23 protein-coding genes are annotated in these 17,048 nt (G+C 60.8%); 20 read left to right on the forward strand and 3 right to left on the reverse strand.

The window, feature by feature from the left end:
- Window positions 1-118 precede the first annotated feature (118 nt).
- Window positions 119-1,723 (forward strand): HNH endonuclease signature motif containing protein, encoded by a 1,605-nt coding sequence (locus I6I71_RS04860; protein WP_201822670.1) that lies wholly within the window; start codon window positions 119-121, stop codon window positions 1,721-1,723.
- On the opposite strand, the gene fdhD is transcribed toward I6I71_RS04860, so the two are convergent.
- Window positions 1,702-2,529, reverse strand: a complete 828-nt coding sequence (gene fdhD, locus I6I71_RS04865) for a formate dehydrogenase accessory sulfurtransferase FdhD (protein ID WP_201822672.1) — start codon at window positions 2,527-2,529, stop codon at window positions 1,702-1,704. The two genes, I6I71_RS04860 and fdhD, sit on opposite strands and share 22 nt — an antisense overlap.
- A 3-nt stretch (window positions 2,530-2,532) precedes the next feature.
- Window positions 2,533-2,802: a DUF6457 domain-containing protein gene (locus I6I71_RS04870; protein ID WP_201822674.1), complete on the reverse strand. Its 270-nt coding sequence runs from the start codon at window positions 2,800-2,802 to the stop codon at window positions 2,533-2,535.
- A gap of 201 nt (window positions 2,803-3,003) precedes the next feature.
- Here I6I71_RS04870 and I6I71_RS04875 point away from each other — a divergent pair, with 201 nt between their 5' ends.
- From I6I71_RS04875 to rplO, 7 genes are all read left to right on the forward strand, one after another.
- The gene (locus I6I71_RS04875; protein WP_052205371.1) at window positions 3,004-3,720 is read left to right on the forward strand and encodes a DUF2786 domain-containing protein; all 717 of its coding nucleotides are present in this window, start codon (window positions 3,004-3,006) and stop codon (window positions 3,718-3,720) included.
- A gap of 286 nt (window positions 3,721-4,006) precedes the next feature.
- Entirely contained in the window at window positions 4,007-4,405 is a 399-nt protein-coding gene (rpsH, locus tag I6I71_RS04880; protein ID WP_052205370.1) for a 30S ribosomal protein S8, read from the forward strand.
- Between the two features lie 18 nt (window positions 4,406-4,423).
- Window positions 4,424-4,960: a 50S ribosomal protein L6 gene (gene rplF, locus I6I71_RS04885; RefSeq protein WP_052205369.1), complete on the forward strand. Its 537-nt coding sequence runs from the start codon at window positions 4,424-4,426 to the stop codon at window positions 4,958-4,960.
- A gap of 2 nt (window positions 4,961-4,962) precedes the next feature.
- Window positions 4,963-5,367 (forward strand): 50S ribosomal protein L18, encoded by a 405-nt coding sequence (rplR, locus tag I6I71_RS04890; RefSeq protein ID WP_052205368.1) that lies wholly within the window; start codon window positions 4,963-4,965, stop codon window positions 5,365-5,367.
- A 40-nt stretch (window positions 5,368-5,407) separates the two neighbouring features.
- Entirely contained in the window at window positions 5,408-6,037 is a 630-nt protein-coding gene (rpsE, locus tag I6I71_RS04895) for a 30S ribosomal protein S5 (protein ID WP_052205367.1), read from the forward strand.
- Between the two features lie 5 nt (window positions 6,038-6,042).
- Window positions 6,043-6,228 (forward strand): 50S ribosomal protein L30, encoded by a 186-nt coding sequence (rpmD, locus tag I6I71_RS04900; RefSeq protein ID WP_201822676.1) that lies wholly within the window; start codon window positions 6,043-6,045, stop codon window positions 6,226-6,228.
- 7 nt (window positions 6,229-6,235) lie between these two features.
- On the forward strand, window positions 6,236-6,721 hold the full coding sequence (gene rplO, locus I6I71_RS04905; RefSeq protein WP_052205366.1) for a 50S ribosomal protein L15: 486 nt from the start codon (window positions 6,236-6,238) through the stop codon (window positions 6,719-6,721).
- Between the two features lie 110 nt (window positions 6,722-6,831).
- Here rplO and I6I71_RS04910 read toward each other — a convergent pair whose 3' ends face one another.
- Window positions 6,832-7,458: a TorD/DmsD family molecular chaperone gene (locus I6I71_RS04910; RefSeq protein ID WP_180950513.1), complete on the reverse strand. Its 627-nt coding sequence runs from the start codon at window positions 7,456-7,458 to the stop codon at window positions 6,832-6,834.
- 423 nt (window positions 7,459-7,881) lie between these two features.
- Between I6I71_RS04910 and secY the strand changes: the two genes are divergently transcribed.
- The 12 genes from secY to truA all read left to right on the forward strand — a co-directional run bounded on the left by secY (window position 7,882) and on the right by truA (window position 17,023).
- Window positions 7,882-9,210 (forward strand): preprotein translocase subunit SecY, encoded by a 1,329-nt coding sequence (gene secY / locus I6I71_RS04915; protein ID WP_201822678.1) that lies wholly within the window; start codon window positions 7,882-7,884, stop codon window positions 9,208-9,210.
- Window positions 9,210-9,755, forward strand: coding sequence for an adenylate kinase (locus I6I71_RS04920; protein WP_101733843.1), 546 nt, complete (start codon window positions 9,210-9,212; stop codon window positions 9,753-9,755). Before secY ends, I6I71_RS04920 begins: the two co-directional genes overlap by 1 nt.
- Window positions 9,756-9,840: 85 nt before the next feature.
- A complete protein-coding gene (gene map, locus I6I71_RS04925; RefSeq protein WP_201822680.1) occupies window positions 9,841-10,632 on the forward strand; it encodes a type I methionyl aminopeptidase in 792 nt (263 codons plus the stop codon).
- Window positions 10,633-10,649: 17 nt separating this feature from the next.
- On the forward strand, window positions 10,650-11,426 hold the full coding sequence (locus tag I6I71_RS04930; RefSeq protein WP_201822682.1) for a L,D-transpeptidase: 777 nt from the start codon (window positions 10,650-10,652) through the stop codon (window positions 11,424-11,426).
- A gap of 148 nt (window positions 11,427-11,574) precedes the next feature.
- Window positions 11,575-11,793 carry a translation initiation factor IF-1 gene (infA, locus tag I6I71_RS04935; RefSeq protein ID WP_052205357.1) on the forward strand — a complete coding sequence of 73 codons (219 nt, stop codon included), beginning with the start codon at window positions 11,575-11,577 and terminating at the stop codon, window positions 11,791-11,793.
- Between the two features lie 202 nt (window positions 11,794-11,995).
- Window positions 11,996-12,364 (forward strand): 30S ribosomal protein S13, encoded by a 369-nt coding sequence (gene rpsM, locus I6I71_RS04940; protein ID WP_052205356.1) that lies wholly within the window; start codon window positions 11,996-11,998, stop codon window positions 12,362-12,364.
- Window positions 12,365-12,367: 3 nt separating this feature from the next.
- Window positions 12,368-12,769, forward strand: coding sequence for a 30S ribosomal protein S11 (gene rpsK, locus I6I71_RS04945; protein ID WP_052205355.1), 402 nt, complete (start codon window positions 12,368-12,370; stop codon window positions 12,767-12,769).
- A gap of 26 nt (window positions 12,770-12,795) precedes the next feature.
- Entirely contained in the window at window positions 12,796-13,401 is a 606-nt protein-coding gene (gene rpsD, locus I6I71_RS04950) for a 30S ribosomal protein S4 (RefSeq protein WP_052205354.1), read from the forward strand.
- An 82-nt stretch (window positions 13,402-13,483) separates the two neighbouring features.
- The gene (locus I6I71_RS04955; protein ID WP_052205353.1) at window positions 13,484-14,497 is read left to right on the forward strand and encodes a DNA-directed RNA polymerase subunit alpha; all 1,014 of its coding nucleotides are present in this window, start codon (window positions 13,484-13,486) and stop codon (window positions 14,495-14,497) included.
- 65 nt (window positions 14,498-14,562) lie between these two features.
- Window positions 14,563-15,108, forward strand: coding sequence for a 50S ribosomal protein L17 (gene rplQ / locus I6I71_RS04960; protein ID WP_201822684.1), 546 nt, complete (start codon window positions 14,563-14,565; stop codon window positions 15,106-15,108).
- Between the two features lie 92 nt (window positions 15,109-15,200).
- A complete protein-coding gene (locus I6I71_RS04965; protein ID WP_201822686.1) occupies window positions 15,201-16,178 on the forward strand; it encodes a nucleoside hydrolase in 978 nt (325 codons plus the stop codon).
- Window positions 16,166-17,023 carry a tRNA pseudouridine(38-40) synthase TruA gene (gene truA / locus I6I71_RS04970; RefSeq protein ID WP_236587398.1) on the forward strand — a complete coding sequence of 286 codons (858 nt, stop codon included), beginning with the start codon at window positions 16,166-16,168 and terminating at the stop codon, window positions 17,021-17,023. The genes I6I71_RS04965 and truA overlap by 13 nt, the downstream gene beginning before the upstream one ends.
- The last annotated feature ends 25 nt before the right edge of the window (window positions 17,024-17,048 follow it).

The raw sequence follows: 17,048 nt of genomic DNA on the forward strand, positions 1-17,048 counted from the left end.
TTTGATAGTTTTTGGCCGAAAAATGGGGTTTGTGTGTGTGATCCGTCTTTAAGGTACTAAGCACAGTTCTTAACGACGCTTACAACGCACCAGCAAGAGTTCCGGAAAGGGGGCGAACATGGCATCAGAATTGACGCGTTTGGTAGAAACGCTCGGCGCTGCGATGCTGCAGATCCGCGACATGTTCGCCGATCCGGACCAGGTACAGTTTGTGGACGTGCACGAGGACATGGAGCGCCTCGAAGGGTTCATTGCGGCAAAGGGTTTGATTGATGCCTCGTTTGCCGCGATCTGTGAGCGCGATGAGGCCGGGCGTCTGGTTGGCGCAAAGCATGCCACTGCGTATTTGAAGGAGCGCCTCGGCTGCAGCCCGAAGGATGCGTATGACCGGCTCGCTAGGGGACGGGATTTGTTTGGGGAGCCGGTGGTTCCGGAGGGAGATGATCTCTTCGGTGGCGCTGAGGCTGAGGCTGAGGCTGGTGCTGATGCTGGCGCTGATGCTGGTGCTGATGAGGAGGCGCAGCGCCAGGCTCGCGAGGCTGAGCAGGAGCGGCAGCGCCAGGAAGAGCGTGAGCGCGCACGCAAGGCGCAGAAGGAGGCCCGCCGGCGTGCGGAGAAGATCAACGCCGCCAAACAGGAGGCGATTCGCCAGGAGCTCGACGAGCTTGTGAAAGAGGCGCTCGGGGAGCGCCTGCGCCTGCTCAATGACGCGCTGCGTGAGGCCGATTCTCGCGACGTCGTGGACCTGCGTCGCTTGGTCCGCGGGTGGGTTGATCGTGAGAACCGTCGTGCGCGCCGTGGCGGGCTGAACCCCAACGTGGGTATGGAGCACCGCGCAGTCACGTTTGGCCGGCAGCGCTCGGACGGTAACTATGACGTCCGCATGGTCCTGCCTGCAAGCGACATGGCGCTGTTCAAGGCCTACCTGGACCGAGGGTTGGCACCCAACTCGAATCTGCCGGAAGGGGTGGAAGACTACAGGACGCCGACGCAGCGTCGATACGACCAGTTCTCCCGGATGCTCAGGCACGTGGAACACTGCGACAAGCCTGCCACTGACCGTGGTTGCGCCTCAGTTGTGGTGTCGGTGACGCTTGACCAGCTTGCAAACGCTGACGCGCACACCAAGTTCCAAAGCAATACCGGCATCGAGCTTTCAGCCTTCGACCTAGTTCGGCTCGGCATGGGTGGCACCCCGGACTTTGTCCTTACTATCGACGCCGCAACGTCCATCCCCCTAAACCTCTACCGCACCCATCGCACGGCCTCGATCGAGCAACGCATTACCCTGCTCGCAGTCCATGGGGTGTGTGCCTGGGCGGGATGCAATGTGCCGCTGAGCGAAAGCGAAGCGCACCACATCACGTCCTGGATCAGAGGCGGAAACACCGACATAGGCAACCTAGCACCGCTGTGTAGACACCATCACCGGCGCAACAATGACCACCAAGACAACCGTTACAACACCAGTCACGTGGAATCGGAACCTGGAACCGGCAGGGTTGGGTTGCGGCGAGATGCTGGTAGTGCGCTTGAGTTCAACACCTCAGCCGGGGCAGAGCAGGCTGCGGCTACCAAGCTTCGGCGAAAGTACCGTGCCCGAAGCGACGTGAGTGGCAGTGGCAGTGGCAGTGGCAGTGGTGATTCGGGTGACGCTGCAGAACCACCCGGCTCACCAGGATTTAGGGGTGAGGAACAGGACTACGCCAGCTCGCCAGCGTAGAGATTGAAACGGTCACCGCGGGTGAACCCGGCAAGCGCCATGTTTGCCTCGCGCGCGAGTTCGACCGCAAGCGACGAAGCGGCAGAGACCGCCACCAAGGCAGGAAAGCCCGCCATGGCTGCCTTTTGCACGAGTTCGAAGGAGGCGCGTGAGCTCATGACAAGGATGAGGTTGTGGGCCGGGAGGGCGTCGTTAAGCAGCAAGTGCCCAATGACCTTATCGGCGGCGTTGTGGCGGCCGATGTCCTCGCGCACCACGATCAGGTTGCCCTCAAGATCGAAGGCACCTGCCGCATGGATGCCGCCGGTTTTGCGGAACTGCTGCTGGTGCTCAGCCAGGCGATCGGGCAGCGACATGACCAGCTCCGGGTCCAGCTTGATCGGCTGAATCGGTGCGTGCGTGCGGTGCAAAAGCTCCGAAATGGACTGGGTGCCGCACACCCCGCAGGCGCTGGTGGTGGGGGTCAGGCGGATAAAGTCCGGGGTCAGCGGCTTCGCGCTTGGCGCAAGGTCAATGTCGAGCAGGTTGTAGGTGTTCGTGCCCTCCGGGTTTTGTGAGCCGGCGCAGTAGCGTGCCGTGATCAGATCCTCGGCGCGCTTAATCAGGCCCTCCGCGTACAGCCATCCGTGGGCGAGCTCAATGTCGTGGCCGGGGGTGCGCATGGTGGTGTTGATGGTCTCCCCACCTGCGCGAAGCTCTAGCGGTTCCTCGACTGTCACGGTGTCGGCGCGGGTGTCGGTGACAAACCCGCATTCCGGCTTGCGGGTGACCTTGGTAACTGCGAAGCGGCGATTAATCCTGCTCATAGGCTATTTCTTGTAGTTGTCCACCATGGTTTCGACGCGCTCGATGAGGGAGTGAATCTCCTGCGCATCCGCACCCTTGGCGCCGGCCGCCAGGCCGACGATGAACGCCGTAGTCGGTGCCGCGGGGCGGGAAGGCCCGTTGTGAGCCACCGCGGCGGTCAGATCCAAAATGTCGCCGACAAGCTCCTGGACCAGTTGCGGGTTGGCGCCCAGCTCCTCAGCAACGGTGTGCAGCCAAACGTGGGTGGTGTGAAGCGATTCCTTTTCAGCCATGCGACCGACTCTAGACCCGTTTTCTCCCCCCGCAAGCCTCGACCGAGCCGACCAGCGCGAATGCTGGTTATCCACAGGGAAGGCCGGGCGGTATCCACAGGCTGCGCGCTTGGCCCCTTGGCCGTGTGGGGGCCGCCCTATATAACTAAAGCCACTGCGGCGAAACCGCAGCTGACAAAACACATAAAAGAGGGGGTAACCATGCAAAACATTGACAAGATCAAGGACAAGGTGCAGAAGCTGCTGAACCAGGCGGCAGACAGGGAGGGGACGCCGGAGGGGGACTCGTTCTACGCCAAAGCGTTTCGGCTCATGGCCACCTACGGCTTTGATGAGCGCGACTTGACGTCGCCCGATGAAGGGGACGAGGTGATCCACAAAATCTTCGTCATCTCTGGGCCGTACAGTGACATGCAGGCGCGCCTGCTGCTGGCCATCTCGGGGGCGCTGCACTGCGTCGGGTTCATGAGGTCAGTTCCCAACTCCACGCGTGCGGAAAACGTGACTGTCTTTGGTCTCAAGCGCCACATCGAGCGCGTTGGCATGCTCTACAGCCTGTTGGTGCCGGTGATGTTCGCCGGCGCGAAACGGCTCACCTCGCAGGAGGTCCGCGGCTCTGTCGTGGTGCGCCGCCGCTCGTTCATGACCGGCTTTGCAACAAAAATTGGGGAGCGCCTCGCTGAGGCGGAAGATACGGTGGCTGCCAAGGATGGGGGTTATGGGCTTGTGCTTATGGACGACCACCTGGCCGCCGAAGCCGCCCGCGATAGCTATGCCGAGGAGCATGGTTTGGTCTTTGGCAGCGGCCGCCGCACCCGCACTTATGACGCCAACGCTTACTATCGGGGGATGGATGCGGGCGCCTTGACCGACCTTGGGCAAACCCGTGTGCAGTCCCGCCCGGCGCTGCCGTTCTAGTTAGCTTTCAACTACTGCGAACAGCGGCTGGTGGGATTTGGTTTTGGGGGTCGGTGTCGGGTAAGTTGTTCCGACGGACTTATGTCCGGAAAGATTTTTGCACATCCAACTTTGTTGCAGGCCCCCCGCCGAAATGCGGACCGCGTGCAAGGGTGGCGGCGAGCGCCTCACGTTATTGAGCGTGGGGAGCGTCAAGTAGCCCCCGACAGATCACGCGGAAAACGCGATCACGCTTGCGTGGTCAGGTGGGTTAGGGAACCGCAACGAGAAAGGGAACCGGTCTCTTATGACCATGACTGATCCGATCGCGGACATGCTGTCCCGCGTGCGCAACGCCGCACATGCTCAGCATGACACCGTGGCTATGCCGTCCTCCAAGATCAAGGCAAGCATTGCTGAGATCTTGAAGCAGGAAGGCTACATCGAAGACTACAAGGTTGAGGATGAGAAGGTTGGCAAGAAGCTGACCCTTAACCTCAAGTACGGCCCGACCCGTGAGGCTGCCATCGCTGGCCTGCGTCGCGTGTCCAAGCCGGGTCTGCGCGTGTACGCAAAGTCCAACGACCTGCCGCAGGTGCTCGGTGGCCTGGGCGTGGCTATCATCTCCACGTCCCACGGTCTGCTGACTGACCGCCAGGCACAAGAGAAGGGTGTAGGCGGGGAAGTCCTCGCTTACGTCTGGTAAAGGGAGGTTGGAAGACTTATGTCGCGTGTAGGTAAAGAACCCATCGCTATCCCGAACGGCGTTGAGGCGAAGATTGACGGTCAGGCTGTTGAGGTGAAGGGCCCGAAGGGCACCCTGAGCCTGGAGCTGCCGGAGCCGATCACCGCTTCCGTCGAGGACAATCAGATTGTGGTATCCCGTCCGGATGACCACCGCACCAACCGTGCTCTGCACGGTCTGTCCCGCTCCCTGGTGAACAACCTGGTTGTTGGCGTGACCGAGGGCTACAAGATCAACATGGAGATCTTTGGCGTTGGCTACCGTGTGCAGCAGAAGGGTAAGGACCTTGAGTTCTCCCTCGGCTACTCGCACCCGATCCTGATCGAGGCTCCGGAAGGCGTCTCCTTCGCAGTGGACGGCAACACCAAGTTCTCCATCGAGGGCATTGACAAGCAGCAGGTTGGCCAGATCGCGGCGAACATCCGCCGCCTTCGCAAGGATGATCCTTACAAGGGTAAGGGCATCCGCTACGAGGGTGAGCAGGTCCGTCGCAAGGTCGGAAAGACGGGTAAGTAATCATGAGCAATACTGCAGAGAACACCAAGCGCACCCCGGTGGGCAAGGACATCTCGTCCCGCCGCCGCGAGGCCCGCGCACGTCGCCACTACCGCATCCGCAAGACCCTGCGCGGCACCCCGGAGACCCCGCGTCTCGTTGTGCACCGCTCGTCTCGCCACATCCACGTCCAGGTCATCGACGACCTTGCGGGCCACACCCTGGCTTCCGCATCCTCCATCGAGGCGGACGTGCGCAACCTGGAGGGCGACAAGAAGGACAAGGCTGCCAAGGTTGGCCAGCTCATCGCTGAGCGCGCCAAGGCTGCGGGCATCGAGACCATCGTCTTCGACCGTGGCGGCTACAAGTACCACGGCCGCGTTGCGGCTCTGGCTGAAGCAGCTCGTGAAGGTGGTCTGAAGTTCTAATGATCACTGCAATCATCACCATCAACGGAAGGATCGCGTAATGGCCGAACGTGAACGGCGTGACGGCGGGCGCTCCGCCGACAACCAGAACAACAACCGCGGAGAGCGTGGTGGCCGCGGCCGCCGCGATGACCGCCGCAACCAGAACGATGATCGCGACAAGTACATTGAGCGCGTCATCACCATCAACCGTGTGGCTAAGACCGTTAAGGGTGGCCGCAACATGTCCTTCACCGCGCTCGTGGTGGTAGGCGACGGCCAGGGCATGGTCGGCGTCGGCTACGGCAAGGCGAAGGAAGTTCCGGCTGCAATCCAGAAGGGTGCTGAGGAGGCTCGCAAGAACTTCTTCCGCGTCCCGATGATTGGCGGCACCATCCCGCACCCGGTCCAGGCAGAAGAAGCTGCTGGCATCGTGATGCTGCGCCCGGCTGCTCCGGGTACCGGTGTCATCGCCGGTGGCGCTGTCCGCCCGGTGCTGGAGTGCGCTGGTGTCCAGGACATCCTGGCGAAGTCCCTTGGTTCCGACAACGCTCTGAACGTTGTCCAGGCAACCGTTGCAGGCCTGAAGCAGCTCGTGCGCCCTGAAGAGGTTGCAGCGAAGCGCGGCAAGTCTGTCGAGGACGTCGCTCCGGCCCGTATGCTGCGCGCTCGCGCAGGTCAGGAGGCGTAAGAGCAATGGCACTGAGGATTACGTTGCACCACGGCAAGGTGGGCGAGAAGCCGGTTACCCGCAAGAACCTGGAGGCTCTGGGTCTGCGCAAGATCGGCCAGTCTGTTGTTAAGAAGGACAACGCTGCAACCCGCGGCCAGATCCTGAAGGTGCGCCACCTGGTCACCGTCGAAGAAGTAGCAGGGGAGTAGATAGCACATGGCTGACATCATTAAACTCCATGATCTGCGCCCAGCAAAGGGTGCAAACAAGCCGAAGCAGCGCGTCGGCCGTGGTGAAGCTGGCAAGGGCGGCAAGACCGCCGGCCGCGGCACCAAGGGCACCAAGGCACGCAACCAGGTTTCGGCAGCGTTTGAGGGTGGCCAGATGCCGCTTCACATGCGCCTGCCGAAGCTGAAGGGCTTCAAGAACCCGAACCGTGTCGAGTTCCAGGTTGTCAACGTTGCTGACCTGGCTAAGGCATTCCCGGAGGGCGGCCAGATCGCCATTGCAGACATCGTTGCTGCTGGCCTGGTTCGCGCGAAGGAGCCGGTGAAGGTTCTGGGCAACGGCGACATCAACGTCAAGTTGGACGTCACCGCAACCAAGTTCTCCAAGTCTGCGGTTGAGAAGATCGAGGCTGCTGGCGGCTCCGCCACCACCGAAGACTTCCGCCCGCGTTCCGCGGAGAAGAAGGCTGACTAATCCAGCTAGCCTAAAGGCATAGGCCCGGCTGCTGAAGCAATTGCTTTGGCTGGCCGGGCTTTTTGCTTACTTAACCCTATTTAGCTGCAGAAGGGGTGAAGCAGCAAAAACTACGCCACCGCGGCGCGCCGCACACCTCGCGTAAGACCGGGTAGTGCTTGATACACCGCAGTGCGGGCGTGTTCCGTGACACCGGCCAGCACCTGTTCAGCAAACCGAGCCGGGTGGTTGATGGCAAACTGGCGCAGCAGTGCTACGAGGCGCTCATACTCCCGCGCGTTGGGCGCCCCGGCAACAAGGGCTGCGACGTGCGCGATGCAGCGTAGCTCAAATCCAATGTGGTCAGGCGGCAGGTTCCCCAACTTGTTCCCCAACCCGCCAGTGCTCAAAGCAGGTTGGAAGCCAACGGTTGCGTAGAAAGCTTCGACTTGCGACGCCACCCCGTCCAGCACCAAACCGTCCAGCGAAAAGTAGGGCGATTCGTAGGGCTGAGCGAGCGGGGCTCCTGTGCCGATGAACAGATACAGGTGGTCGCGCTGCAGCTGTTCAACCGTATCCGGCTGGGCGGCGGATCGCTCAAGCATCGCTGTAGCCTCACGCGAGTCTGGGTCCTGCAGGGGCCAATCTTTGAGCAGATCCGGGTTGGTCAGTGCGGTGAGCATCTCTGGGGAGGGCTCATCCAGAAACAGTTGGCCAACAATAACTGCAGCAACGCTCAAGCGCCGGAACCGTTCCATGCCACGATCCATATCCGTATCCATTTCCACGCCAGATTCCCACCCTGTCCATCGCGCCGTAGAACATGCATCGTCCTGCCAGCTCAGCGACTACCATAAGCACGTAGGCGAGAATGATCCAGAACAACGCCGATGCGGTAGGGCGACCTCGCGTGCCGCTGAAGGCCAGCAGTAGGCCGACGATGAAGGCGCCGATGAGCAAAAGCGCGATGCGGATCCAGCGCAGGCAATCGTGAACTAATAGGGTCGGGGAGTCTGCGCGCAGATGGGAGGGAACTTAGTAATTAGGGGCCGAGCTGCTAGAGTGGTGGGGTCCAATATGTACGGGTGGGCCTTGGCTTGCGTTTCGGCAGGTGATTCGGCCCATTTGGAATACTGTCCATATTCTCTTGCTGCTAAACGTAGTAGGAGCCAGGAGGCTTTGTGTCCGCAATTGCTCAGGCGTTTAAAGATCCTGATCTGCGTAAAAAGATCTTGATCACGCTTGCCCTGATGTTTCTGTACCGTCTCGGTGCGCAGATCCCCACCCCGGGTGTTGATTACGCGCTGATCAATCAGCGTCTGCAGGACATCTCGCAGGGTGACCAAGCGTCGATGTTCTCCATCATCGGCTTGTTCTCTGGCGGTGCGCTGCTGCAGCTGTCTATCTTCGCCATCGGCATCATGCCGTACATTACGGCGTCCATTATCGTGCAGCTGCTGACCGTGGTTATTCCGAAGTTCGAGGAACTGAAGAAGGAAGGCCAGGCCGGCCAGGCGAAGATGACGCAGTACACGCGCTACCTCACGGTGGCGCTGGCGCTGCTGCAGTCCGCAGGCATCGTGGCGCTTGCGGATCGTGAGCAGCTGCTTGGCAGCGGAATTCCGGTGCTTGTAGAGGACCGTAGCGCTTGGACCCTGATCATGATGATCATCGTCATGACCGCGGGCGCCGTCCTGATCATGTGGCTCGGTGAGATCATCACTGAGAAGGGCGTGGGCAACGGTATGTCGCTGCTCATCTTCGCCGGCATTGCCACCCGCATCCCGATCGAGGGCGTGACCATTTGGGAGCAGTCCGGCCCGCTGACCTTCCTCCTGGTTCTCGGCGCCATGATCCTGCTGGTTGTTGGCATCATCTTCATCGAGCAGGGCCAGCGCCGCATCCCGGTCCAGTACGCAAAACGTATGGTGGGCCGCCGCCAGTACGGCGGGTCTTCGACCTACCTGCCGCTGAAGGTGAACCAGGCCGGCGTTATCCCGGTGATCTTTGCCTCCTCGCTGATGTACGTGCCGGTGCTGCTGACCCAGATTGTCACCATGAACCAGACGGCACAGCCGGATAACTGGTGGATGAACAACGTCATGTCGTGGCTGCAGAACCCCGGTTCCTGGCAGTACATCATCACCTACGTTGTACTGATCATCTTCTTCGCGTACTTCTACGTGTCCATCCAGTATGACCCGGTTGAGCAGGCTGAAAACATGAAGAAGTACGGCGGCTTTATCCCGGGTATCCGCCCGGGCCGTGCAACCGCGCAGTACCTCGGCTTTGTTATGAATCGCCTGCTGTTCGTCGGCGCGATCTACCTTGCGGGCATCGCTGTGCTTCCGAACCTTGCTATGGATGCCGGCGTGGCTGGCTCCGGTTCGGGTGGCATGGCTGGCTTCGGCGGCACCGCAATCCTTATTATGGTGTCCGTGGCATTGACCACGGTTAAGCAAATTGAATCCCAGCTTCTGCAATCTAACTACGAAGGACTTTTGCGATAATGCGTCTCGTTCTCCTCGGCCCTCCCGGTGCTGGCAAGGGCACCCAGGCAGCCATCCTGTCCGAAAAGCTCGGCGTCCCGCACATCTCTACGGGTGATCTGTTCCGCGCCAACATTGGTGAAGGAACCCCGCTGGGTGTTGAGGCCAAGAGCTACATCGACGCCGGCAAGCTTGTGCCGACGGATGTCACCGCGCGCATGGTGGAGGATCGCCTGAATCAGGACGATGCCAAGGACGGCTTCCTGCTCGATGGCTTCCCGCGCACGGTGGAGCAGGCCGACATCCTGACCGACCTGCTGGCTAAGAAGGGCGAGAAGCTCGACGGCGTGCTCAACTTCGTTGTTGATGAGGACGTGGTGGTTGAGCGCATGCTGGCCCGTGGCCGCGCCGACGACAATGAGGAGACCATCCGCACCCGCCTCGGCGTCTACCGTGATGAGACCTCCCCGCTGATTGATCACTACGGCGAGGACATCATCTCCATCGACGCAGTGGGCGATGTGGACGAGATCAACGCCCGCGCTATGCAGGCGCTGGGCAAGTAGCCCGACAGCGTTTTACAAGGCCGGTGGTTTCACCGGCCTTTCGCTTTTTGCTTATCGACGTTTCAACGAACCCCCGGAGAACCCCATGGCATTCAGACGACGCAGCATTGCCGCTAAGACGGCAGAAGAACTTGACGCAATGGAGGCCGCTGGCCGCATTGTAGGTATTGCGCTGCAGGAGGTGCGCGCCGCGGCGAAGCCTGGTGCAACCACGCTTGATCTTGACACCGTTGCCGAAACCGTGATCCGGGATCATGGTGCGATCCCGACGTTTTTGGGCTATCAGGGCTTTCCGGGCTCGATTTGTGCCTCGGTGAATGAGGTTGTGGTGCACGGCATACCGTCGGCAAGCAAGGTGCTCAAAGAGGGGGATTTGGTGTCGGTGGATTGCGGCGCGACCTTCAACGGCTGGGTGGGGGATTCCGCCTGGTCCTTTGGGGTGGGCGAGCTTGCGCCCGAGGTGGATGCGCTGAACCGCGCGACCGAATGGGTACTCGCTGAGGGGATGAAGGCGATGGTGCCGGGCAACCGCCTGACGGATGTCTCGCACGCGCTCGAGGTGGCGACGCGGCGCGCCGAGCAAAAGTTCGGCGTAGAACTGGGCATCCTCGACGGCTACGGCGGCCATGGCATTGGCCGTGAAATGCATGAAGAGCCATTTCTGGCCAACGAGGGTAAGCCGAACCGCGGCCCGCGCATCCAGGAAGGATCGGTGCTGGCAATTGAGCCGATGCTGATCCTTGGTGGGGAAATCGACTCCGATGTGCTCGATGACGATTGGACCGTGGTCACCGCCGACGGCTCGCCCGCAGCGCATTGGGAACACACGGTTGCGGCGACAAAACATGGGCCGCGCATCCTCACTCCGCGTGTTTAACCTATATACTTTTGCGCATGTTTACCTCTACCCGCCACGGCAAGGCGTCTCTGATGAAGGCAACGATGAAGCGTCGCGTAGCCGCGCTCGCCGCAAGCGTTGGCATTGCCGCAACCTTGATCGCGCAGCCCGCAGGCGTTGCCCAGGCGCAGCCCGCGCCGCAGGACTTCTACAGCCAGGTACAGTCCCAGTACTCCTCGCTTGGCTCTAGCAATGACCAGGCGACGCGCGATGCTGCGTGGAACATGCGTAACTCCCTGCGCCAGCAGGCAGATGGGCTTGCAATCTTCGGCGCGCAGGCCCCGGCGCAGGCCAAGAAGCAGATCGACCAGACCGTGGAGAGCCTCTTCCCGGGCCTTATTGCGGAGCGCACCCCGAAGCCGGCACCGGCACCTGCCCCGGCACCCGCTCCGGCACCCGCACCGACGAAGCCAGCGTTTGATTACGGACCCTGCCCGAAGGACGCCAAAGTATGCGTTGACATCTCCGGGCGTCGCTCCTGGCTGCAAAACAACGGCGAGGTTTACTACGGCTCCGTCTACGTCGGCCCAGGACGCGCCGGCCACGAAACGCCGAAGGGCACCTTCTACGTCAATCGCAAGGTTAAGGACGAGATTTCCTACCTGTTCAACAACGCCCCGATGCCGTATGCGGTGTACTTCACCAACCGTGGCCACGCGTTCCACCAGGGCGACCCGAGCATCCTGTCCCACGGTTGCGTGCGCATGTACCAGAAGGATGCACAGAAGTACTTCAACGATCTGCAGATCGGTGACAAGGTCTTCATCTACTAACCTTGGACGCTGTCCTCACCTGGCACATGTTGCGCTTTTCCCAGGTGAGGCACTATAGTGGACGTTTGGCGTGGCAACACGTCATGTAGCAATCCGGTAAATACGTCCAGTACCTGGGAAAACCTAGGTGCGTTAGGAAGTGGAGTGTATGGCAAAAGAAGGCGCAATCGAGGTTGAGGGCCGCATTGTTGAGCCCTTGAAGAATGCAATGTTCCGTGTCGAGTTGGACAACGGGCACGAAGTTCTCGCCCACATCAGTGGCAAGATGCGCCAGCACTACATCCGCATCCTCCCTGAGGACAGGGTCATCGTGGAGCTTTCCCCGTATGACTTGGAACGCGGGCGTATCACCTACCGCTACAAGTAAGCACTTTTCGCCTCCTTATCCAGGGGTGCTTTTCCGTGAAACTCGATGAGTTTGGCGGGAGCTCTCGTTTACCTTCGGCCACGGTGGCTGAAGCCGCGCGAAACCACAACCCACTCTCCGGCACGGTCCGGACAAAGTGTTGCCTGGCGCGGACGGATAGGGAGAAAACCACCGTAACAACCCGAAAGGAACGTGACCCGATATGGCACGTCTTGCAGGTGTTGATCTGCCGCGTAACAAGCGCATGGAGATCGCACTGACCTACATCTACGGCATCGGCCCGGCCCGTGCCAAGGAACTGCTCGAGAAGACGGGCGTTTCTCCTGACCTGCGCACTGACAACCTGAGCGACGATCAGCTTGCAGCACTGCGTGACGCAATTGAGTCCTCCTACACCGTCGAGGGTGACCTGCGTCGTGAGGTGCAGGCGGATATCCGCCGCAAGATTGAGATCGGCTCCTACCAGGGTCTGCGCCACCGCCGTGGCCTCCCGGTTCGCGGCCAGCGCACCAAGACCAATGCGCGTACCCGCAAGGGCCCGAAGAAGACCATCGCAGGAAAGAAGAAGTAAAACATGCCACCGAAGACTCGTGCTGGCGCGCGTCGTGGACGTCGCGTCGTAAAGAAGAACGTGGCCGCTGGCCACGCGTACATCAAGTCCACCTTCAACAACACCATTGTGTCCATCACGGACGAGACTGGTGCTGTCATCTCCTGGGCCTCTTCCGGCCACGTCGGCTTCAAGGGCTCCCGTAAGTCCACGCCGTTCGCTGCGCAGATGGCTGCCGAGAACGCTGCCCGCAAGGCAATGGAGCACGGCATGAAGAAGGTTGACGTTTTTGTTAAGGGTCCGGGCTCCGGCCGCGAGACCGCTATCCGTTCCCTGCAGGCCGCTGGCCTGGAGGTGTCGTCGATCTCCGACGTGACGCCGCAGCCATTCAACGGTTGCCGTCCGGCGAAGCGTCGTCGCGTTTAAGGCTGAAAGGAAAGAGGTAAGAGAACATGGCTCGTTATACCGGCCCTGCTACCCGTAAGTCCCGTCGCCTCCGCGTCGACCTGGTCGGCGGCGACATGTCCTTCGAGCGTCGCCCGTACCCTCCGGGGCAGGCTGGCCGCGCCCGCATCAAGGAATCTGAGTACCTGCTCCAGCTGCAGGAGAAGCAGAAGGCTCGCTTCACCTACGGCGTGATGGAGAAGCAGTTCCGCCGCTACTACGAGGAGGCCAACCGCCTCCCGGGTAAGACCGGTGACAACCTGCTGGTGCTCCTGGAGTCCCGCCTGGACAACGTCATCTACCGTGCTGGTCTGGCTCGCACCCGCCGCCAGGCTCGCCAGCTTGTCTCCCACGGTCACTTCACCGTGAACGGCAAGGCAATTGACGTGCCGTCCTTCAAGGTCACTCAGTACGACATCATCGACGTGCGCGACAAGTCTCGTTCGATGCTGTGGTTCGAAGAGGCCCAGGACAACCTGCTTGACTCCGTCGTTCCGGCCTGGCTGCAGGTCGTCCCGGACACCCTGCGCATCCTCGTGCACCAGCTGCCCGAGCGCGCTCAGATCGACGTTCCGCTGCAGGAGCAGCTCATCGTCGAGCTCTACTCGAAGTAGTCCACTTCTTAGCGTTCATAGCGCTTGTAAAATATCCGTTCCTACCGGCATCAGATAGTGGTTGCCGAATAAGGAGAAGTTCATGCTCATCTCTCAGCGCCCGCAACTGACTGAGGAATACATCGACACCAACCGCTCGAAGTTCATCATTGAGCCGCTCGAGCCTGGTTTCGGTTACACCCTTGGTAACTCCCTGCGCCGCACGCTGCTGTCGTCCATCCCGGGCGCAGCCGTGACCTCCATCAAGATCGACGGTGTGCTCCACGAGTTCACCACGATCAACGGCATCAAGGAGAATGTCTCCGAGATCGTCCTCAACGTGAAAGACATGGTGCTTTCCTCCGACTCTGACGAGCCGGTTGTTATGTACCTGAACGTCGAGGGCCCGGGCACCGTCACCGCTGGCTCCATCGAGCCGCCGGCTGGCGTTGAGATCCACAACCCGGATCTGCACATTGCGTCGCTGAATGAGGGCGCACGCCTTGAGATGGAGCTTGTTGTGGAGCGCGGCCGCGGCTACGTCCCGGCCATGCCCAACTCCGGTGGCGAGGTTGGCCGCATCCCGGTCGACCAGATTTACTCGCCGGTGACCCGTGTTGCCTACAAGGTTGAGGCAACCCGTGTTGAGCAGCGCACCGACTTTGACAAGCTCATCATTGACGTGGAGACGAAGAACTCCATGTCCGCGCGCGATGCTTTGGCTTCCGCAGGTTCCACCCTGGTGGAGCTGTTCGGCCTGGCACGTGAGCTGAACACCATGGCTGAGGGCATCGAGATTGGCCCGTCCCCGCAGGAGACGGAGTTCATCGCTGCCTACAACATGCCGATTGAGGACCTGAACTTCTCCGTGCGTTCCTACAACTGCCTGAAGCGACAGGAGATCTCCACCGTTGGCGAGCTGGCTGAGTACACGGAGTCCGACCTGTTGGACATCCGCAACTTTGGCCAGAAGTCCATCAATGAGGTGAAGATCAAGCTGGCTAGCTTGGGTCTGACGTTGAAGGACGCTCCGGAAGATTTCGATCCGACCCAGATCGAGGGCTATGACGCCGAGACCGGCGACTACGTTGATACCAGCGCGGACGACGCTGAGTAGGCAACAGAGTAGAAAGAACATTCTTTGAGCTAGCGCTCACATAACCGCACACGAGGAGTACGAACATGCCTACCCCTAAGAAGGGTGCCCGTCTCGGAGGGTCCGCCAAGCACCAGAACCACATTCTGGCTAACCTGGCTCAGTCCCTGTTCGAGCACGGTGCTATCAAGACCACTGAGGCTAAGGCGAAGATGCTTCGCCCTTACGCTGAGAAGCTGATCACCAAGGCGAAGCGTGGCACGCTGGCTGACCGCCGCGCTGTTGCTGCTGAGCTGCCGAACAAGGATATCGTTGCACACCTGTTCAACGACCTTGCTCCGCTTTTCGACGGCCGCGAGGGCGGCTACACCCGCACCATCAAGCTGGAGAACCGTGCTGGCGACAATGCGCCGATGGTACACATCTCCCTGGTGACGGAGGAGACCGTCTCTAACGAGGCGTCCCGCACCGCCCGCGCTGCTGCTTCCCGCCTGGCTGAGGCCGAGAAGGCTGAGAAGGCAGAAGCAGAGAAGGCTGAGGCAGAGAAGGCTGAGGCTGCTGAGGAAGCTGCAACCGAAGAGGTTGAGGCAACCGAGGAAGCTGCCGAGGAGGCTGCTGAGGAGCAGAAGTAATCTGCGCCGAGCCTTGAAGGCTTTGAACAACCGGCACCTAGGGTCGAAAGGCCCTGAGTGCCGGTTTTCTTTTGCCAGTTACAGTAGTTGCCATGGCTGAGAAGATCCCCTTCATTCTTGATACTGATACCGCGCAGGATGATTGCGTTGCCATCCTGCTTGGGGCAATGAGTGAGCGCGCTGAGATGCTTGGCATCACCATGGTTGCTGGCAACGTTGGTTTTGAGCGTCAGATTCAGAACGCGCAGCTAACGCTGAACGTGATGGGCAAGCTTGGGCAGATCCCGATCTTTACGGGCTGTTCGCAGCCGATGTTGCGCCCGTGGGCGTCGGCGGAGAACGTGCATGGTGATGGCTCGGGTGGGCTGACCATGGATTTTGATGCGGCAACGGCGGAGGATGAGCACGCAGTGGATGCGCTGTTGCGCCTCACGGCTGAGCGCCCGGGTGAAGTTTCCGTGGTGGCGATTGGCCCGCTGACCAATATTGCTACGGCGATTGTGAAGGATCGTCGCTTTGTTCACAACGTGAAGAGTCTTTACATCATGGGTGGTTCGAACAACGGGCGCGGCAACATTACGCCGTCGGCGGAGTTCAACTTTTATGTGGACCCGGAAGCTGCCCAGATTGTGTTCACTGCTGGCTTTGAGCGCATTGTGGTGTTGCCGTGGGATCCGGTGACGTTGGTGGATGCCACGATTACGCGTGCGGAGTATGACAAGCGTTGTGCGTTTGGCACCCCCATTTCGGACTTTTTCAAGGCTGTATGTGACACCACGTTGGATTTCAACGAGTCGGTGGGTGTGGATGGTTCGACGCACCCGGATTCGGCTACGTTGGCAGCCTTGCTGTACCCGGAGCTGGTTACCAAGAGCTCGCCGTACCGGGTGGATGTGGAGACGGCGTCTGAGCTGACTCGTGGTTTCTCGGCAATGGGCTGGGACAAGTTCGACAACTTCCAGCCGAATGCTGAGGTGATTGAGAAGTTCGATAAGGACGCGTTTTTTGCCATCTTGGATGATCTGCTGCAAACGCAGACCACTCCGGATAAAGAAACGTGGATTGCATAGCTGTGGAGCAGGAGACGCTGCGGATCCGTCTGGATATCGCTTATGACGGCACTGACTTTCACGGGTGGGCCCGCCAGACGGAGGGCACTCGAACGGTGCAGGCCACGATCGAGGATGCGCTGAGTTTGGTTCTGCGCGCCCCGATTACGCTGACGGTGGCGGGGCGCACGGATGCTGGCGTGCACGCAAGCGGCCAGGTGGCGCATGCGGATATTCCGGCGGCGGCGCTTGCGCAGCGCTCGTTGGGGGAGGTGGGGGCGTTGGTGCGTCGATTAGCAAAATTGCTCCCGGATGACATCAGGGTACTTGCGGTGCGCGAGGTGCCCATGCTTTTCGACGCACGCTTTGCCGCCCTGACCCGCTCCTACACGTACCGGGTGACCACGCACCCGGCGGGGGCGTTGCCGACGCGGGTGCGCGACACGGCGGTGTGGGGCAAGCCGATAGATATCCAGCGCGCGCAGGAGGTGGCGGACGTGCTGGTGGGGTTGCATGACTTCGCCGCGTTTTGCAGGCCGCGGGAGCATGCGACGACGATTCGGCACGTGCAGTCCTTTACCTGGCACGATGTGTCTACAGAGGCGGAGCCGGAGCTGTATGAGGCGCGGATCCAGGCGGATGCGTTTTGCTGGAACATGGTGCGCGCCCTGACAGCGACATGTCTGATGGTGGCCGATGGCCGCAAGGATTTGGCGTGGGCGCTTGAGTTGTTGGGCAAGTCGGCGCGTGATCCGCAGGTGCAGCTGGCGCCGGCGAAGGGGCTGACGCTGACTGGGGTGACGTACCCGCGGGAGGAGGATTTGGCCGCGCGGGTGGCGGTAACAAGGGATAAGCGGAGCCTCTAGCTAGAATGCTTGCGTACTTATTTCT

Origin of the sequence: Corynebacterium riegelii, from assembly GCF_016728505.1 — a bacterium.
Taxonomy (GTDB): Bacteria; Actinomycetota; Actinomycetes; order Mycobacteriales; family Mycobacteriaceae; genus Corynebacterium; species Corynebacterium riegelii.

What these genes read in the sequence shown, in the direction of transcription:
- I6I71_RS04860 (WP_201822670.1), top strand. Translation starts at nt 119, where the DNA reads ATGGCATCAGAATTGACGCGTTTGGTAGAAACGCTCGGCGCTGCGATG.
- fdhD (WP_201822672.1), bottom strand. Translation starts at nt 2,529, where the DNA reads ATGAGCAGGATTAATCGCCGCTTCGCAGTTACCAAGGTCACCCGCAAG.
- I6I71_RS04870 (WP_201822674.1), bottom strand. Translation starts at nt 2,802, where the DNA reads ATGGCTGAAAAGGAATCGCTTCACACCACCCACGTTTGGCTGCACACC.
- I6I71_RS04875 (WP_052205371.1), top strand. Translation starts at nt 3,004, where the DNA reads ATGCAAAACATTGACAAGATCAAGGACAAGGTGCAGAAGCTGCTGAAC.
- rpsH (WP_052205370.1), top strand. Translation starts at nt 4,007, where the DNA reads ATGACCATGACTGATCCGATCGCGGACATGCTGTCCCGCGTGCGCAAC.
- rplF (WP_052205369.1), top strand. Translation starts at nt 4,424, where the DNA reads ATGTCGCGTGTAGGTAAAGAACCCATCGCTATCCCGAACGGCGTTGAG.
- rplR (WP_052205368.1), top strand. Translation starts at nt 4,963, where the DNA reads ATGAGCAATACTGCAGAGAACACCAAGCGCACCCCGGTGGGCAAGGAC.
- rpsE (WP_052205367.1), top strand. Translation starts at nt 5,408, where the DNA reads ATGGCCGAACGTGAACGGCGTGACGGCGGGCGCTCCGCCGACAACCAG.
- rpmD (WP_201822676.1), top strand. Translation starts at nt 6,043, where the DNA reads ATGGCACTGAGGATTACGTTGCACCACGGCAAGGTGGGCGAGAAGCCG.
- rplO (WP_052205366.1), top strand. Translation starts at nt 6,236, where the DNA reads ATGGCTGACATCATTAAACTCCATGATCTGCGCCCAGCAAAGGGTGCA.
- I6I71_RS04910 (WP_180950513.1), bottom strand. Translation starts at nt 7,458, where the DNA reads ATGGAACGGTTCCGGCGCTTGAGCGTTGCTGCAGTTATTGTTGGCCAA.
- I6I71_RS04920 (WP_101733843.1), top strand. Translation starts at nt 9,210, where the DNA reads ATGCGTCTCGTTCTCCTCGGCCCTCCCGGTGCTGGCAAGGGCACCCAG.
- map (WP_201822680.1), top strand. Translation starts at nt 9,841, where the DNA reads ATGGCATTCAGACGACGCAGCATTGCCGCTAAGACGGCAGAAGAACTT.
- I6I71_RS04930 (WP_201822682.1), top strand. Translation starts at nt 10,650, where the DNA reads ATGTTTACCTCTACCCGCCACGGCAAGGCGTCTCTGATGAAGGCAACG.
- infA (WP_052205357.1), top strand. Translation starts at nt 11,575, where the DNA reads ATGGCAAAAGAAGGCGCAATCGAGGTTGAGGGCCGCATTGTTGAGCCC.
- rpsM (WP_052205356.1), top strand. Translation starts at nt 11,996, where the DNA reads ATGGCACGTCTTGCAGGTGTTGATCTGCCGCGTAACAAGCGCATGGAG.
- rpsK (WP_052205355.1), top strand. Translation starts at nt 12,368, where the DNA reads ATGCCACCGAAGACTCGTGCTGGCGCGCGTCGTGGACGTCGCGTCGTA.
- rpsD (WP_052205354.1), top strand. Translation starts at nt 12,796, where the DNA reads ATGGCTCGTTATACCGGCCCTGCTACCCGTAAGTCCCGTCGCCTCCGC.
- I6I71_RS04955 (WP_052205353.1), top strand. Translation starts at nt 13,484, where the DNA reads ATGCTCATCTCTCAGCGCCCGCAACTGACTGAGGAATACATCGACACC.
- rplQ (WP_201822684.1), top strand. Translation starts at nt 14,563, where the DNA reads ATGCCTACCCCTAAGAAGGGTGCCCGTCTCGGAGGGTCCGCCAAGCAC.
- I6I71_RS04965 (WP_201822686.1), top strand. Translation starts at nt 15,201, where the DNA reads ATGGCTGAGAAGATCCCCTTCATTCTTGATACTGATACCGCGCAGGAT.